The sequence below is a fragment of the Naasia aerilata genome, assembly GCF_030296595.1.
GTDB lineage: Bacteria > Actinomycetota > Actinomycetes > Actinomycetales > Microbacteriaceae > Naasia > Naasia aerilata.
Genome location: NZ_AP027731.1, coordinates 1,822,149 through 1,838,409 on the forward strand (window position 1 = coordinate 1,822,149; position 16,261 = coordinate 1,838,409).

At 72.8% G+C, this 16,261-nt stretch carries 12 protein-coding genes; 7 read left to right on the plus strand and 5 right to left on the minus strand.

Annotated features, from left to right (window positions below):
- Positions 1 to 16: 16 nt before the first annotated feature.
- On the minus strand, positions 17 to 1,474 hold the full coding sequence (locus QUE51_RS09630; protein ID WP_286276180.1) for an amidase: 1,458 nt from the start codon (positions 1,472 to 1,474) through the stop codon (positions 17 to 19).
- Between the two features lie 467 nt (positions 1,475 to 1,941).
- The gene (locus QUE51_RS09635) at positions 1,942 to 3,657 is read right to left on the minus strand and encodes a protein O-GlcNAcase (RefSeq protein ID WP_286276181.1); all 1,716 of its coding nucleotides are present in this window, start codon (positions 3,655 to 3,657) and stop codon (positions 1,942 to 1,944) included.
- Positions 3,658 to 4,220: 563 nt separating this feature from the next.
- On the opposite strand from QUE51_RS09635, the gene QUE51_RS09640 reads away from it, so the two are divergent.
- The 7 genes from QUE51_RS09640 to QUE51_RS09670 all read left to right on the plus strand — a co-directional run bounded on the left by QUE51_RS09640 (position 4,221) and on the right by QUE51_RS09670 (position 14,950).
- Positions 4,221 to 5,648: an alpha-galactosidase gene (locus QUE51_RS09640; protein ID WP_286276183.1), complete on the plus strand. Its 1,428-nt coding sequence runs from the start codon at positions 4,221 to 4,223 to the stop codon at positions 5,646 to 5,648.
- Positions 5,645 to 7,519, plus strand: a complete 1,875-nt coding sequence (locus QUE51_RS09645; protein WP_286276185.1) for an MBL fold metallo-hydrolase — start codon at positions 5,645 to 5,647, stop codon at positions 7,517 to 7,519. Before QUE51_RS09640 ends, QUE51_RS09645 begins: the two co-directional genes overlap by 4 nt.
- A 7-nt stretch (positions 7,520 to 7,526) precedes the next feature.
- On the plus strand, positions 7,527 to 8,582 hold the full coding sequence (locus QUE51_RS09650) for a LacI family DNA-binding transcriptional regulator (protein ID WP_286276186.1): 1,056 nt from the start codon (positions 7,527 to 7,529) through the stop codon (positions 8,580 to 8,582).
- A 69-nt stretch (positions 8,583 to 8,651) separates the two neighbouring features.
- Positions 8,652 to 9,680, plus strand: coding sequence for an ROK family protein (locus QUE51_RS09655; protein ID WP_286276187.1), 1,029 nt, complete (start codon positions 8,652 to 8,654; stop codon positions 9,678 to 9,680).
- Positions 9,673 to 10,266, plus strand: coding sequence for a D-sedoheptulose-7-phosphate isomerase (locus tag QUE51_RS09660; protein ID WP_286276188.1), 594 nt, complete (start codon positions 9,673 to 9,675; stop codon positions 10,264 to 10,266). Before QUE51_RS09655 ends, QUE51_RS09660 begins: the two co-directional genes overlap by 8 nt.
- Positions 10,263 to 13,055 carry an alpha-mannosidase gene (locus tag QUE51_RS09665; protein ID WP_286276190.1) on the plus strand — a complete coding sequence of 931 codons (2,793 nt, stop codon included), beginning with the start codon at positions 10,263 to 10,265 and terminating at the stop codon, positions 13,053 to 13,055. The genes QUE51_RS09660 and QUE51_RS09665 overlap by 4 nt, the downstream gene beginning before the upstream one ends.
- Before the next feature lie 32 nt (positions 13,056 to 13,087).
- Positions 13,088 to 14,950: a hypothetical protein gene (locus tag QUE51_RS09670; protein WP_286276192.1), complete on the plus strand. Its 1,863-nt coding sequence runs from the start codon at positions 13,088 to 13,090 to the stop codon at positions 14,948 to 14,950.
- A gap of 14 nt (positions 14,951 to 14,964) precedes the next feature.
- On the opposite strand, the gene QUE51_RS09675 is transcribed toward QUE51_RS09670, so the two are convergent.
- Genes QUE51_RS09675 through QUE51_RS09685 form a run of 3 tightly spaced genes read right to left on the minus strand, consistent with a single transcriptional unit; the run spans position 14,965 to position 16,251 of the window.
- Entirely contained in the window at positions 14,965 to 15,330 is a 366-nt protein-coding gene (locus QUE51_RS09675; protein ID WP_286276193.1) for a hypothetical protein, read from the minus strand.
- Positions 15,327 to 16,064 carry a hypothetical protein gene (locus QUE51_RS09680; RefSeq protein ID WP_286276195.1) on the minus strand — a complete coding sequence of 246 codons (738 nt, stop codon included), beginning with the start codon at positions 16,062 to 16,064 and terminating at the stop codon, positions 15,327 to 15,329. The genes QUE51_RS09675 and QUE51_RS09680 overlap by 4 nt, the downstream gene beginning before the upstream one ends.
- Positions 16,057 to 16,251, minus strand: a complete 195-nt coding sequence (locus QUE51_RS09685) for a hypothetical protein (RefSeq protein ID WP_286276196.1) — start codon at positions 16,249 to 16,251, stop codon at positions 16,057 to 16,059. The genes QUE51_RS09680 and QUE51_RS09685 overlap by 8 nt, the downstream gene beginning before the upstream one ends.
- Positions 16,252 to 16,261: the final 10 nt, after the last annotated feature.

The window sequence follows — 16,261 nt, forward strand, 5'->3', positions numbered from 1 at the left end:
GCCCTTGAGCAGTCGCTCAGCTGAAAGGCGGGCGGTGGCGCCAGGGACGCGCCGACTCGAAGCGGGCGGCCGCTCTGAGCACTCTCGCGTCCTCGAGGTGCCCGCCCGCGAGCTGCAGCCCCACCGGGAGTCCCGCGGAGGTGAGGCCTACCGGAACGGTGATGGCGGGAGTGCCGGTCATGTTGAACGGGTAGGTGTTGATCCAGCCGAGGATCCGCCGGCGGAGGGGCTCCCCGTCCAAATGGGCGGGACCGAAGCGCCCGGCCGGATACCCGGGCACTCGCACGGTGGGGGAGACCAGCAGATCGTGCTCGGACAGAAAGGCGGCGAAGGCCCGATAGACCCCAGCGCGCACCATGTCGGCCGCGGCCGTGCGCGAGCCGCTCGCGGCGGCGCCGGCCGCGACGATCTCGTAGAGCTCCTCGTCCACCTCGCCGTCGCGTCGGAGCGCGTCCCAGTCGTAGGCGTCCAGGTCGGGGGCATACGCGGGCAGCCAGACGCTGTCCCACATCGACTCCTCCGGGTTCGGCCACGGCGGAGCGGCCGTCACCACCGTGGCGCCCAGTTCTTCGAACGCCGAGACCGCGGACTGGCAGAGATCGAGGACCTCCGGATCGGTGTCGCCGCCGATGCCGAGGTCGGGCGACCACGCGATGCGCCAGCCGCGGAGCGGGCGGCCTGCGTCGTCGCCCTCGTCGGTGAGCGCCCGCACGTAGTCGATGTTGTCGCGGGGAAGGCTCAGCGGGTCCGCCGCGTCGGGCCCGGCCTCGACGTTGAGCATCAATGCGACGTCGGGCACCGAGCGGGCGAGGATTCCGTGCGAGAGGAACGTGGCGAACCTCGTCGGCAGGAGCTGCTGGGGGATGCGCCCGGTGCTCGGCTTGAAGCCCACGAGCCCGCACATCGCCCCGGGAACGCGGATCGATCCCGCGCCGTCGCTGCCGTCCGCGAGCGGGGTCAGCCCCGCCGCGACCGAGGCGGCCGCGCCCCCGCTCGACCCGCCCGGCGACGCATCGAGGTTCCACGGATTGCGGGTGACGCCGTAGAGGTGGCCGTCCGTGCCGCAGCGATAGCCGTTCTCAGGCAGGTTCGTCTTGCCCATCAGGAGCCCGCCGGCCGTTCGGAGGCGCCGCGTGACCACGGCGTCGAAGTCGGCGACGTGGCCTCGCATCGCCGCCATCGCGCCGGTGTGGGGCAGACCGCGAGCGGCCGTGCTCTCCTTCAGGGAGTACGGGACGCCCGCGAGGGGTCCCGGATCCTCGCCCGACCGGACGGCGGCATCGATCGTCGCCGCCCGCCGCCGCACCTCGGCCGGGTCGTGATGCACGAACGCGTTCAACGCCGGGTTGAGGCGCGCGATCCGCTCGAGGAAGTGCTCAGCCACGTCGCCGGCGCTCAGCCGCCCTCCACGCACCCGTTCCGCGATCTCCGTCGCGGTCATCCAGGTGAGGTCGTCGCCGTTCCCATCAGCCATGCTGCGCCCTTCCGCTCGGCGGTCCCGATCGTATCGAGAGGGGCTCCTGGGTCAGGGTCCGGGGACTCCGCTGATTGAGGAGCCCCCGCGGAGCGGGCGTCTCGAAATCAGCAGCGGTTCCGCGGGGTGGAGCTCTCAAGTCCGGCCCTGGTTTCGAGACGCGCCTGCGGCGCTCCTCAACCATCGGTGGTGAGGAGACCCGCTGATTGAGGAGCCCGCGGAGCGGGCGTCTCGAAATCAGCAGCGATTCCTCGGGGTGGAGGTCTCAAGTCCGGCCCAGGTTTCGAGACGCGCCTGCGGCGCTCCTCAACCATCGGTGGTGAGGAGACCCGCTGATTGAGGAGCCCGCGGAGCGGGCGTCTCGAAATCAGCAGCGATTCCGCGGGTGTAGCTCTCAAGTCCGGCCCTGGTTTCGAGACGCGACTACGGCGCTCCTCAATCATCGGGTGGTGCGGTCCGGGCGGGTCTCAGTCGAGGGGAGGGCGGAACGCCGTGGACGGGTCGGGCGCCTCGGCGGGCCCCGCGGGCGCGAGGCCGAGGACCGACCGGGTGAAGTCGCCGAGCATCGTGCGGAGGACGTCGTGCGCACCCGACGCCGCGGCGTCGAGCCGTGCCGTCAGCCGGGCGCGGTCCTCGGCCGAGATCGGGGAGCCTTCGGAGGACAGGTCCAACGCCTCCAGGGCGACCGCGGCCTCCCGCGCCGCCGCCGACAGCCACGGCCGGAGCTGATCGACGAGCGCACCGTGCACGCCCTTCGCCGCGTCGGGCAGGCCGGCCAGCCCGCCGAGCGCATCACGGAGGCGCTCGATTGCGCCCGGGTCGCCCGCCAAGGCTCCCGGGAGCTCCGCGGAGACGTGCGGCGCCCGGTCCGCGCTCGGCGGCCACGCGCTCGCCGCCCGGACCAGCGGGCGCAGCGCGTCCGCCAGGGGTTCTGCCACCGCCCGCACGCCCCGCGTCGCCGAACCTGCGGGATCGTAGGCGGACGGGTTCCACGCCCAATCGGCGACCGTCGCGAGGGCGAACTGGGAGGCGGACGCCTGCACCATCGGATTCGCGCTCACCCCGGCGAGCCGCGAGCCGGCGAGGTCCGTGGAGCGACCGACCAGCGGTCCGAGGAAGAGCCGGGTCGGGTCGAAGTCGTTGACGGGGAAGTTGTCCCACAGCAGCAGGTCCCGGTCGAAGGCCGCGGCGGCCGCGTCGATCTCCGCGCGGGTCACCGAGCCGACGACCACATCCGATCCGGTCCACCACACCAGAGTGTCGGCGGGCAGCGTCTCCGCGAGCCTGCGGCGGTAGGCGCTCGTCTCCACGCCGGCGTACTCGGTGGGGCACATCACGAGGCGCTCGCCGCCCCGGGGAGCGAGGAAGCCCTCCGCGAAGGCCGCGCATACCGCGCCGTGGGCGGCGCCCGTGTCGCCCTTCTCGCTGCCGAACGCGGCGCGGTCCTCCTCATGCTGGAGGTGGGGCGGGATGTCGTCGAAGAGCAGCGCGAACGAGCGGACGCCGACGTCCCAGAGCTGCTGCGCCTTGGCGAACAGGAGCGCCCGCTCGGCGGGGGAGGAGTAGACCATCGAGAGACCGGGCGCGATCGTGTAGGTGAACCGCACGCGGTAGGCGCGGGCGGCCTCGACGAGCTCGGCGAGCAGCGCGAGGTCGGCGGCCGGGTAGGGCTCGCGCCAGCGCTCGCGGTGGTACGGGTCGTCCTTCGGCGCATACGCGTAGCTGTTCAGCTTGTGCCGCGCGAGGAAGCGCAGGTGCTCGAGGCGCTCGCCGTGGCTCCATGGGGCCCCGTAGAAGCCCTCGATCGTGCCCCGCCAGGGAAGCGCCGGCTCGTCCCGGATGGAGAGCGCGGGGAGGGCGCGCGACCCGGCCGTCGTGAGCAGCGCCTCGAACGTGGTGCGGGCCCGGAAGAGACCGACCTCGCCGGACGCCGCGAGCACCGCCTCGCCCCCGCCCTCCGGCGTCGCCCGGATGCGCAGCGCATACCCCTCCGGGCCGAGGGTGGTCGGGTCGAGATCGCTGACCGCCGCCCAGGCGGCCGACGACGGATCGACTCCTTGGAGCACCGGGTCGCGGACCTGCACCACCGGCCCATCGAGGCGGGAGAGGACAGGCGTCGGGGAGAGGGATTCCAGGACGCGGGACGGGCTCGACAGCGCAGCCGGGGGCTGAGAAGTACCCACCTGGGAACGATACCAGGTAGCCTTTTTCGCATGTCCCCGGCCAGCGACGCATCGGTGGATTCCGCCGCTCTCGACCCTCTTCCGATCCCCTCCCGCTTCGAGCCGTCGCCCCCGCTACACCCCGCCGAGTCCGGAGTGTCCGTGGTCCGGCAGGACCGCTGGCTGACCGTGTCCGGCCGCTGGTACTCGCTCAACCTCCCGGCGGACGAGGCGCTGATGAACCGCTCGCCGTACGCCGTCCTGCTGTCCGAGGACGAGAACAACTGGACCGACATCTGCCTGCTCGCGTCCGCCCACCGGGTGGGAGCCCCGGACGAGACGTTCGGGCTCGACGCGGTCGAGGTGCGCGACCAGCGCGACGACGAGGTGACTCTGGTGGTCGCGGCCCGCTCGACCGCCTGGGAGCGGCGCGAGCTGCGCCTCCGCTGCACGCCGGAGACCATCGAGGTCTCCGTCGCCGTGAGCGGGGCGGGAGACCTCGAGGACGTCACGCTCTTCGGCGGGACCGGCACCCTCCGCTCCGGCGCGGGGGCGACTTCCGCTCGTCGATCGGCTTCCGCAGCGTGTTCGTTCCGGTGCCGACGGAGCCCGTCGCCTTTGTTCGCCCGGCGCGCGCTTCCGCGACGCTCGGCGTCGTCGGAGACGCCGACCCCGGGCGGCTGCACGGCATCTTCTCCCCACCGCCCCTCGCCTTCGGGTTCGGGCGCAGGGATGCCGCCGGACCGACGGACATCCCGGGCGGCGGCTGGCTGGGCCTCTCGGTCCGCGGCGACGTGCGGGACCTCACCTTCACGACCCTCCGCTACGAGCCCCTCGATGCCGGGTTCTGGCTGCGCCTTTCCTACGAGGGCCACACGCCGGTCGACGGCAGCTGGACCTCTCCCGTCCTGGTGCTGCGTCCCGCCGCCGACGCGTTGGCCGTGATCGAGGACCACCGCTCCGACCTCGTGGAGGCCGGCTTCGCGCCCGACCGCCCGGAGCGCGGGCCGGACTGGTGGGAGGAACCGATGTTCTGCGGGTGGGGTGCCCAGTGCGCCCGGTCGGCGCACGAGCTGCACGGCACCGAGAACCCGGCAGAGGAGACCGCGCCGGAGACGGCGCTGGAGGAGGCCTTCGTCGTGCTCCTCGCTCCGCAGCTGGCCCGGGAGAGCGCCTACGACGAGTTCCTCGCCACGCTCGACGCCGCCGACCTCACCCCGGGCACGATCGTGATCGACGATCGGTGGCAGGCCGAGTACGGCACCGCCACACCCGACCTCGAGCACTGGCCCGACCTCAAGCGCTGGATCGCCGAGCGCCACGCCAGGGGGCAGAAGGTCCTCCTGTGGTGGAAGGCGTGGGACCCGAGCGGACTGCCCGTCGAGGAGTGCGTGGTGGATGCCGCGGGACGGCCGGTCGCGGTGGATCCCGGCAACCCCGACTACCTCGCGCGCGTCGACCGCATCGTCGCGGCCCTGCTGTCGCCCGAGGGCCTCGACGCCGACGGCTTCAAGGTCGACTTCACCCAGCGGACGCCCAGCGGACGCACACTCACCGGGACGCCGGGCGTCTGGGGAGTGTCGGCGCTGCACGCGCTGCTGCGCCGCCTCTACACCGCGGCGCACGACGCGAAGCCGGATGCACTGGTCGTGACGCACGGGGTGCACCCGTCCTTCGGCGATGTCGGCGACATGGTCCGGCTCAACGACGTGCTCAAGTTCGACGTGGCGGGGCGGATGACGCCGGCCGCCGACCAGGTCGTCGTCCGCCATGGGATCGCCACCCGAGCGCTGCCCGGGCACGTCATCGACACCGACCAGTGGCCCATGCAGACCCGCGACGAGTGGCTGGGCTACGCGCGGACGCAGCATCGCCTCGGCGTCCCGGCCCTGTACTACGTGGAGGCGATCGACCGCTCGGGCGAGCCGATCCGCCCCGAGGACCTCGCCGTGGTGGCCGAGACCTGGCGCGAGTACGAGGACGCTCTGGCTGCGCGGCGGGCCGGTCGATGAGCGAGCCTCCGGACGCCGGCCCGCGAACCGCCTCAGCCGACCTCATCGAGGAGGTCGCGCGCGGCGTCTTCCGGATCCGCGACACCTGCAACGTGTACGTCATCGTCGCGGACGGGACCGGCGAGCGGACCGGCGTCGCGATCGACTTCGGGTCGGGCCTCGTCCTCGACCACCTCGAGGAGCTCGGGATCACGCGGATCACCGACGTCCTCATGACGCACCATCACCGGGATCAGGGCCAGGGCCTGCCCCGCGCCGTCGAGCTCGGCATCCCGATCCATGTGCCGCCCGTCGAGGTCGACCTATTCGCGAACGTCGGCGAGATGTGGCGGACGCGGCAGCTCGACAACGACTACAACCTGCGCCAGGACCGCTTCTCGATCCTCGACTCGGTGCCGGTCGCCTCGACGGTCCCCGAGTACCGCAGCGCCGTCTACTCCGGGGTGCGGCTCCGGGTCCTGCCGACGCCGGGCCACACCATCGGCTCGGTGAGCTACGTGCTGGAGCGGGACGGCCGCCGGATCGCCTTCACGGGCGACTTCATCTACGGGCCAGGCAAGGTGTGGTCGCTCGCCGCCAGCCAGTGGTCCTACAGCGCGCACGAGGGGCCGGCGATGGTCGTCCTCACCGCGTACCTCCTGCTCGACGAGCGGCTCTCGATGCTGCTGCCCTCGCACGGGCGGCCGATGCGGGAGCCGGCAGCCGCCCTCCGGCTCCTCGCCGGTCGGATGCAGTACCTCGTGGACTCCCGGCGCTGGCACCCGTGGGACCTCGAGCAGCGGCTGCGCCATCCGTTCGAGCAGCTCACCGACCATCTGCTCTACAACTCCACTGCGCTGTCCTACTGCTACGTGCTGCTCTCGAAGACCGGCGAGGCGCTGTTCATCGACTACGGCTATGACATGACGACCGGCCTGCCGACCGGCACGGAGCGGGCGGCCCGGCGGCCGTGGCTCGCGTCGCTGCCCGCCCTCAAGCGCGACTTCGGCGTGCGCAAGGTCGTCGCCGCCCTGCCGACCCACTACCACGACGACCACATCGCGGGGATGCCGCTGCTGCGGGAGGTCGAGGGCACGGAGATCTGGACGCCAGAGAACGTGGCCCCGATCCTCGATGACCCGTGGAAGTACGACCTGCCCTGCCAGTGGTTCGAGCCGATCCACTCCGACCGGATCCTCACCCTCGGCGAGCCGTTCACGTGGAACGAGTACACGATCACGCCGCACGATCAGCCGGGCCACACGCTGTACCAGGTGGCCTACGAGGTCGAGATCGACGGCGTGAAGGTCATGTTCACGGGCGACCAGCAGGAGGCGCTCGGCATCCCCGACGAGCGGCACGAGCTCCTCAACTACCAGTACCGCAACCGCTTCCGGATCGACGACTACCGCAAGAGCGCCGAGCTGTACCAGCGCGTCGGGCCGGGCCTGTTCGCCACCGGGCACTGGACACCGCGCTGGGTCGAGCCGGGGTACCTCGACTACCTGGGCTATGCGGGCGAGGACCTCATCGAGATGCACCAGTCCCTGCTTCCCCTCGAGGAGCTCGACCTGGGCGCCGACGGCGTGCTGGCCCGCATCGTGCCGTACCGGGCGCGCGTCGAGGCGGGGGAGGAGCTGCGGCTCACCGTCACCGTCCGCAATCCGCACCCCTCCGCGGAGGAGGCGACCGTCCTCCCGGTCGTGCCCGAGGGGTGGAGCGTCCTCGCCGCACCGCCTCCCACCCGCCTCCAGCCTGGGGAGGAGCGGGAGGTCGAGCTGCGGCTCGCCGCGGCCGCCGAACCAGCCAGGCGCGCCAGAGTCGCCGTTGATGTCACAATTGGCCCACTGCGCCTCGGGCAGCATTCCGAGGCCCTGGTCGACGTGGAATGAGGAAGACATGCGGTACGGCAGCGCGGAGATCGTGCCGCCCGACCGCCGAGCGACCATCAAGGAGGTCGCCGAGGCGGCCGGGGTGTCGCGCTCGACCGCATCCCGGGCCCTGACCGGCAACGGCTACGTCGCCGAGGGCGTGCGGCTGCGGGTCCGCCAGGCGGCCTCCGACCTGGGCTACGTGGTCGACGCGATGGCCCGCAGCCTCAAGCAGCAGTCGACGCGCTCCATCGGGGTCCTCGTGTCCGACCTCCGGAACGAGTTCTACGCGAACCTCGCGGCCGGGGCGAGCCGTCAGGCCACGCGGCTCGGGTACACGACCATGCTGATCGACGACCAGGGCATCCCTGACGACGAGGTGGCCGCGGCGGAGGCGTTCGTGGCGCTGCGCGTGGCGGGCGTCGTCGCCACCCCGGTGTCGGCCGCCGCCACCAAGTTCCTGCTGCGGCAGCGCATCCCGGTCGTCGAGGTCGACCGCCGGTTCAGCGACGGCGAATGCGATGCCGTCGTGATCGACAACCGGGGCTCCGCGCGCGCCGTCACCCGGCACCTGATCGAGCAGGGCCACCGGCGCATCGCGCTGCTCATCGACGAGGACGACTGGACGACCGGGCGGGAGCGGCGCGAGGGCTACGTCGACGCGCTGGAGGCCGGCGGGCTCCCGCACGACGGCGACCTCGTCGTGCCCACCGGGTGGGACGTCGAGGCCGCGCGAGACGCCGCACTCGAGCTGCTGCGCTCGCCGGACCGGCCGACCGCGATCTTCGCCGCCAACAACGTCCTCGCGGAGGGCGCGTGGCGGGCGGCCGCGGAGCTGGGCCTGAGCATGCCGGACGAGCTGAGCCTCGCGGCCTTCGACGACGCGCCCTGGATGAGCATGGTCACGCCCGGCGTGACGGCGGTCGCGCAGGACGCCTCCGCCATGGGCCGCGCGGCCGTCCAGACCCTGCTCGAGCGCATCGCGGATCCCGGCGCTGGGACGAAGACGGTCGTGCTCTCCGCCTCGGTGAAGCTGCGCGGATCAACGGTGACAGCGGTTCCCCGGGACGTGCGCGTCGGTTGACCCGCCTCCGGGCTGGCCATATATTGTGGGATCGATACCACAACTCGTGGACCCAGTTCGGAGGACTGCATGGACGCAGGAGCACGACCGGTCCTCGGCCTTGACATCGGGGGGACCAAGCTCGCGGTCGGCGTGGTGACGCCGGACGGGGCCGTCTCGGGGTTCCTCTCGGAGCCCACCCGCCGCGAGGAGGGCCACCAGGTCATCATCGCGCGGCTGTTCGCACTCGGCCGGAGGGCGGTCGAGGCCGCCCGCGCGGAAGGGGTGCTCCGTCTGCGCGAGGACGTCGCGGCGGTCGGCATCTCCTGCGGCGGCCCGCTCGACGCGCGCCACGGCGTGCTCACCGGCCCGCTCCACCTGCCCGGCTGGATCGACGTGCCGATCGTCGCCATGGCGGCGGAGGAGTTCGGCGTCCCTGTCGCGCTCGACAACGACGCGACCGCGGCCGCCTACGGCGAGTACCGGTTCGGTGCGGGCCGAGGCACGAACACGATGGTCTACCTGACGGTGTCCACCGGCGTCGGCGGCGGGGCCGTCATCAACGGGAAGCTGCACAGGGGCGCCGCCGGCAACGGCGGAGAGTACGGCCAGATCTCCGTCCGCCCCGGCGGCCGGCCCGGGTTCGGCAACCGCTCCGGAACGCTCGAGGCGTATGCGTCGGGGACCGCCATCGCGCAGCGCGCGACGGAGGCCGTCGCGGCGCTCGCGGGGACCGGACGCTCGAGCACGCTGTCAGCGCTCGCCGCCATCCGCGCCGAGGACGTCTCCGCGGCGGCCCGCGACGGCGACGAGGTGGCCCGCGAGATCTGGGACGAGACCGTCGACGTGCTCGCGCTCGCGGTCACCGACCTCGTCAACATCCTCGAGCCGGACCTCGTCGTCCTGGGCGGCGGCGTCACGCGCGCCGGCGCCATGCTCCTCGATCCGCTCCGCGAATCGGTGCTCGACTCGGCGATGCCGCCGGCCGCGGCGGCGGTCCGCATCGAGCTGGCCCAGCTCGGCGACACCGTGGGTGTCGTCGGAGCCGGAGCCATCGCCTTCGACACCGCGGCCTCGGCCGCTCCCGCAACCACGACCCCTCAGGATGTGCATGTCTGACGCCCCCGCCCGCGACTGGATGAACGATCAGCTGGACGACCTCGTCGCCTCGGCACGGGCGATGGAGGAGCTGCTGCCGACCGCGCGTTCGGTGGCGGACCTCCTGATCGACGCCTACGGCAAGGGCGGCATCCTCTACACGTTCGGCAACGGCGGAAGCGCCGCGGACGCGCAGCACTTCTCCGAGGAGCTCGTCGGCCACTACAAGCGCGACCGGCGGCCGCTCGGAGCGGTCAACCTCGCCGCCGATCCGATGGTCCTCACCTGCATCGCGAACGACTACTCGTACGACGAGGTGTTCTCGCGCCCGGTCGAGGGGCTCGCGCGGCCGGGCGACGTCGTCGCCGCCTTCACGACGAGCGGCAAGTCGCCGAATGTGGTCGCCGCGCTGCAGGCCGCGCGCCGGGCGGGCGCCACCACCGTGCTCTTCGCCGGCGGCGACGGCGGTCCGTCACTCCAGCACGCCGACCACGTCCTGCTCGCCCCCTCCTCGGCGGCACCCCGCATCCAGGAGCTCCACACGTTCCTGCTGCACGTGATCTGCGAAGCGGTCGACGCCTGGGCGGCCGGGGAGAGCGCCGCGTGAGCGCGCCCGACGGAGCCCGTCCCTACGGCGGCGCACCCCTCACGAGCGCCGACACGGCGGGGCTCGACAGCCTCCGGAGCGGCCGCGCGCCGGTGGCGAACGCGCCGGCAGGCCCGCAGCCCCGCGACCTGACGCCGCAGCCCCGGCCGGCCTCCACGCCGGATCGCACGCTGTACATGATCGGCAACGCGCACCTCGACCCGGTGTGGCTGTGGCCCTGGCAGGAGGGCTACCAGGAGGCCCGAGCCACCTTCAAGTCCGTGATCGACCGCATGGACGAGTACCCCGACTTCATCTTCACGTGCGACCAGATCGTGCTGCTCAGCTGGGTCGAGGAGCAGGATCCGGAACTGTTCGCGCGCATCCAGGAGCGCGTCGCCGAGGGGCGCTGGGTGAACGCGGGCGGCTGGTGGGTCGAACCCGACTGCAACATGCCGATGGGGGAGTCCTTCGCGCGACAGGGCCTGTACGGCCAGCGCTACCTGCAGTCACGGTTCGGCAAGCCGGCGACCGTCGGCATGAACGTCGACCCGTTCGGGCACAACGCGATGCTTCCCCAGATCCTCCGCGGGCAGGGGATGGACTCGTACACGTTCCTGCGCCCGGGCCCGCACGAGAGCATCCTCGAGGAGACGCTGTTCCAGTGGGAGGCGCCGGACGGCAGCCGCGTGCTCGGCTACCGCATCCCGCACGAGTACGGCAGCCCGCCCGGCTCGGTGGACGGCCAGACGGACAAGTCGCTCGGCGCGATGGACCGCACCATAGGCGACGCGATGATCTTCTACGGCGTCGGCAACCACGGCGGCGGCCCCACCAAGGCCAACATCGAGTCGATCTACCGGTACGACCGGATGGGCTCATTCGGAAGGATGCAGATGGCCTCACCGCGCCGCTTCTTCGACGAGGTGCTCGCGCGCGGCCAGAGCTATCTCGACGCGCTGCCCGTCGTGCGGGACGACCTCCAGCACCACGCTCCCGGCTGCTACTCGGCGCACTCCGGCATCAAGGCGTGGCAGCGCCGCGCCCAGTACGCGGTGCTCACCGCCGAGCGCTGGGCGGCCGTGGCCTCCCTGCAGGCCGGCCTCGCCTACCCGCGGGCCGACCTCGAGCGGGCCTGGAAGCAGATCCTCTTCAACCAGTTCCACGACATCCTGCCGGGCTCCGCGATCGAGTCCTCCTACGACGACGCGCGCGACCAGCTCGGCGAGGCGGTCGCCATCGCCAAGCGGATCACGACCCTCGCGCACAACACGATCGCGCGGCAGATCGACATCCCGCTCGATGCGACCACGCAGCCGGTCATCGTGTTCAACCCGCACCCCTGGCCCGTCGAGACGGACGTCGACCTGCAGTTCGGCGGCAAGCCGACCGGCGCGCACGTGGTGGACGAGGACGGGAACACCGTCCTGTCGCAGCGCAGCCAGTCCACGGCGACGACCGACGACAAGAGCCGCGGGGCACTCGTCTTCCGGGCCGAGCTCCCTGCGCTGGGCTACCGCGTCTACCGACTGCTGCCGGGCGACCCGGCTCCGCTCGCCGACTCCCCGCTCGAGGTCAGCGAGACGGTGCTGGAGAACGCGCACGCCCGCATCGAGATCGACCCGGAGACCGGCTGGCTGTCGTCCTACCTCCTCAAGGAGAGCGGGATCGACGTGCTCGCCGGCACCGACCCGTCCACCCACACGCAGGTGAACGAGGACCCGACGGACACCTGGGGTCACCGCGTCCTCTCCTACGCCTGGCCGGGAGTCGCGATGAAGGTGGAGCGGATCTACGTCCGCGAGACCGGACCGCTGCGCTCCCGCGTGCGGATCGAGCGCTCCTGGGGCCGGTCGACCTTCGTGGAGGAGCTGGTCCTCGACGCCGACAGCCCGTTCCTCACCGTTAACGCCACGCTGGACTGGCGCGAGCCGGCGCACCTGCTGAAGCTCCGCTTCCCGGTCGCGCTCGAGAACCCGGCAGGCACGTACGAGATCCCGTTCGGGACTCTCGAGCGCCCCGTCGACGGAGCTGAGGAGCCGGCGCAGGCGTGGGTGGACCTCACCGGGACGCTGGGCGGAGCGCCCGCGGGCCTCACCGTCGTCACCACCAACAAGCACGGCTTCGACGTGTCCCCGGCCGCCGACGGCGGCACCCCCAGCATCGGCGTCACCGCTGTCCGGAGCCCCGTCTACTCCTGGCACGACCCGCGCCTGCTCTCCGACGAGAGCGTGTACGCCTACCAGGACCAGGGCGTCCAGCGCTTCAGCTACCGGCTGGTGCCGCACGCCGGGAACTGGCGAACCGCTCAGCCCGCGCGGATCGCGGCGCTGCTCGGCCAGCCGGTCCGCGCGCAGCTCGAGTCGTTCCACGAGGGCACGCTGCCGTCCCGCCTGTCCTTCCTGTCGGACGGGGGCGGACAGGTCATGGTCACCGCGGTGAAGGGCAGCGAGGATCCCTCGGACGCCCCGGGCGGCGCCGACCTCATCGTCCGAGCCGTCGAGACGACGGGCGCGCCCGCCTCGGTGACGCTCGACCTGCCGCTCGTGGGCCGAACGCTTTCCGCGGAGTTCGGTCCGAGCCAGATCCGCACCTTCCGCATCCCGGCCGATCCGTCGGCCGAGGTGGTCGAGGTGGACCTCGTGGAGTGGCCGCTCGACGCCCGTCCGGCGACCGAGGGGGAGGCGCCGGGCGAGCCCGACGCCGAGCCGACGGCGCCCGGGGAGCCGGTCGCCGAGGGGGAGACGCTCACCCCGGCGGAGCGCATCGGCACCGACGACTCAGCGGCCTTCCCCGGCGAGCAGCAGTAGGCCGGCACCGGAACCCCATGCCGAGTCCTGAGGTGACGGCCACCGTCGTGCTGGCATCCGGACAGGTCGGAGAACCCCGGGAGCTCGGCTTCCAGGTCGATCTCGATCGCGCGCCGCGGCCTGACGGCGGCGACCGTGTCACCGCACGGGTCCACTACTCAGGCCGGCAGCCCGTCGTCGCCTGGCTCCGGTTCGCCGTGGCCGTCGCCGACTCCGATGATCCCTGGTGGCTGATCCCCGGCGCGTTCTACGGGGAGAACCGTCCGGCGGAGAACGACCGCGTCTTCCCGCGCTTCGAGATCGGCGCCACCTCGGCTGAGGACGCGGCGCGCATGGTGTCGTCGTCCTGGGACTTCCGCGCGGACCGGGCGGCGACGCCGGCCGTGTTCGCCTGGGCGGGGCCGGGCAGGGGCGGAGCCGCGGTCGCGACCGGCGAGCGGAGCGCTCTCGGCATCACCGGCGTCGGCTTCGGCCACGATGAGGGGGCCGACACAGCGACCGTGCGCCTGACCTTCCCCTTCCGGGAAGGTCCGATCACCTACTACGGGGACGGGACGCCGCGTCCCGCGGAGGCCGCCGAGCACGAGTGGCAGCCCGGCGAGGAGGCAGCGGTCTCCTTCACGGTGCACGAGCTGCCGGCCGACCGGCACGCCTACGCGCCCGTGCTCCGCTCGCTGCACGCCGAGTCGAAGGCGGCGGCGCCGCTGCGACCCTGGGTGGAGATCGGAGAGGCCGCCGACCTCGCTGCGGAGGGGCTGCTCCGCTGGCACTTCGACCCCGACCCGGGTGTCCTGCTCGAGACGGTCGGGTTCGACCGGGAGGTCACCGGGCGGGACGGGAAGAGCGTCGACCGGCAGGCCATGCACATCGGCTGGGTCAGCGGCATCCCCTGGGCGTTCGCGCTCCTCGCCCACGGCCTGCGCTCCGGAAGCGAGGAGGAGGCCGATGCCGCGCGCCGCGTCCTCGACTTCTGCACCGCGGAGCTGTCGCCCTCCGGCACCTTCTGGGGCGTCTGGTACCGCGGAACGGGCTGGACCCAGAGCTGGACGCCGCTGAAGCGCGGGCTGCACTCCCGCACCCTCGCCGAGGCGACGCTCTTCCTCCTGCGCGCCTCCGCCGCCGAGCCGGGCCACGACCAATGGGACGCCGCGATCCGCTCAAACCTCGACGTGGTCGCCGGACGCCAGCGCGAGGACGGCAACCTCGGCTCCATCCACCACGCCGAGACCGGCGAGGTGCTCTCCTGGTCCGGGGCGTCCGGGCTCACCTGGATCGCCGCGCTCGTCGAGGCGGGAGGCGAGCGCTACCTCGACACAGCCCGGCGCGCAGGCGACTACTACGCGCGGTTCGTCGAGGCGGAGTATCTCAGCGGCGCCCCCGAGGACGTCGATCTCGCGCCCACCTCGGAGGACGGCTACGCCGCGGTGCTCGCCTACGTCGCCCTGCATCGGGCGACGGGGGAGGCCCGCTGGCTCGACCTCGCCCGGCGGAGCGCCGACTGGATGCTCACCTTCCGCTACAGCTACGACGTCGGATTCGACGCGCACACCCTCCTCGGCCGCTACGACTTCGGCACCCGGGGAGCGGACCAGGCGTCGCCTTCCAACCAGCATCTGCACGCCTACGGCCTCGTCTGCACAGCCGAGCTCCTCGAGCTCACGGAGGCGACCGGCGACGAGCACTATCGCGAGCGGGCCGAGGAGAGCCTCGCCTGCTTCCGCCAGTTCGTGGCGCGCCAGGACGGCGACTTCAACGCCTACCGCGGCATGGTGAGCGAGCGGTACTACCAGACGTCGTGCTTCCAGCCGAAGGGCATGCTGCTCACGCTCTCGCACGCCTGGAGCGTGGGGGTGCTGCTGCTCGGCTGCGAGCAGGCGATCGCAAGCGGGGTCTAGCGGGACGAGGGGGTCTAGCGGGACCAGGCCCCGGCGCTCTGCGGCGTGTGGTTGACGCGGATCGGCCCGGTCGGCGGCGAGTGCGGGTCGGTCTCCGGAGGCTCCGGTGCAGGGCCGCGGCCCGTCAGCGGCGTGTGCGAGACGCGGATCGGCCCGGTCGGCGGGGAGTGCGGATCCTGCGCAGGCACCTGCGGGCGCCGCGTCGTCCCGCCTGCGGAGCCCGCCCACGGCTGCGGCGACGGCGCGACCGCCGGGGTGGCGTTCCGCGCCTTCCCGGTCACGATCAGGCGCACGAGGAGCAGCGACTGGGTCACCGCGGCGCCGAGCGACACGATGGACACCACGAGCAGCGCAGGGCTGGAGCCCCGCCGCCTGGTCATTGCTCCGTCTTCCGCGTGCGGGGCGCCCGCTTCGGTGTGGTGGGCGCCTTCTGGTCGAGCGGGACGGCGCCGCTCTGCAGCGGCACGGTTGGCGCCTCGTGCGGGGCGGCATCCTCCGCGGACACCGGCGTCATCACGACGGTCGGGGCGTCAGGGGTGGGCGGCGTGGGTCGTCCCGCGGCCGGCGCGGCAGCCGGAGCGGCCGGAGCCTGTCCAGCCGGAGCGGCGGCCGACGCTGCAGCGGCTGCACGCGGCGCGGGTTGCGGGGCAGCGGCCGGGCGCGACGCGGTGGTCTGCGGTGCCGCGGCCGGGCGCGAGGCGGGCTGCGGTGCTGCTGCCGGGCGCGAGGCGGCGGGCTGCGGAGCTGCAGCTGCAGCCGCAGGTGCGGCGGGCGCCGCGGACGGTCCGGGGCCCGCGACCACGGTCGAGGCGGCCGCGGCGTGGGCGGACGCCGGAGGCGATGCCGGGTGCCCGGCGGGTGCCGCCGCTGCGGGTGCGGACGCCGCGGGTGCAGCAGGAGGGGTGGACGCTCCCGAGGGGCCCTGGTGGGCCACCGGGCGCGGACGCGGATCGTGCTGCTGCAGGTAGACCTGCGCCGCCTTCGTGCCGATGAGCAGGAAGCGGACGAGCAGCACCAGCACGCCGATGAGGGCGACCCAGAACAGGATCGAGAACCCCACGAACAGGATGCTCAGCGGATTGACCCCGCCGAAGCCGAACGGTCCATCAGTCATTGCGGCCCTCCTTCATATCCTGGGACTCCTTGCGCACCGTCCCCACCGCAACAGCGAGGGTGAGCACGGAGGCGAGCACGCTGACGTAGAAGCGCCAGTCGCGCGGGCCCTGCGTTCCGGTGCGGAAGGTGCTGAAGGCACTGAACCCTGCGCTCAGGATCGAGCCGTTCAGAAAGTACTTCCGCATGTTGAGTCCT

Coding starts and splice junctions, on each gene's coding strand:
- QUE51_RS09675 (WP_286276193.1), bottom strand. CDS start 15,330: ATGACCAGGCGGCGGGGCTCCAGCCCTGCGCTGCTCGTGGTGTCCATC.
- QUE51_RS09680 (WP_286276195.1), bottom strand. CDS start 16,064: ATGACTGATGGACCGTTCGGCTTCGGCGGGGTCAATCCGCTGAGCATC.
- QUE51_RS09630 (WP_286276180.1), bottom strand. CDS start 1,474: ATGGCTGATGGGAACGGCGACGACCTCACCTGGATGACCGCGACGGAG.
- QUE51_RS09645 (WP_286276185.1), top strand. CDS start 5,645: ATGAGCGAGCCTCCGGACGCCGGCCCGCGAACCGCCTCAGCCGACCTC.
- QUE51_RS09685 (WP_286276196.1), bottom strand. CDS start 16,251: ATGCGGAAGTACTTTCTGAACGGCTCGATCCTGAGCGCAGGGTTCAGT.
- QUE51_RS09655 (WP_286276187.1), top strand. CDS start 8,652: ATGGACGCAGGAGCACGACCGGTCCTCGGCCTTGACATCGGGGGGACC.
- QUE51_RS09660 (WP_286276188.1), top strand. CDS start 9,673: ATGTCTGACGCCCCCGCCCGCGACTGGATGAACGATCAGCTGGACGAC.
- QUE51_RS09650 (WP_286276186.1), top strand. CDS start 7,527: ATGCGGTACGGCAGCGCGGAGATCGTGCCGCCCGACCGCCGAGCGACC.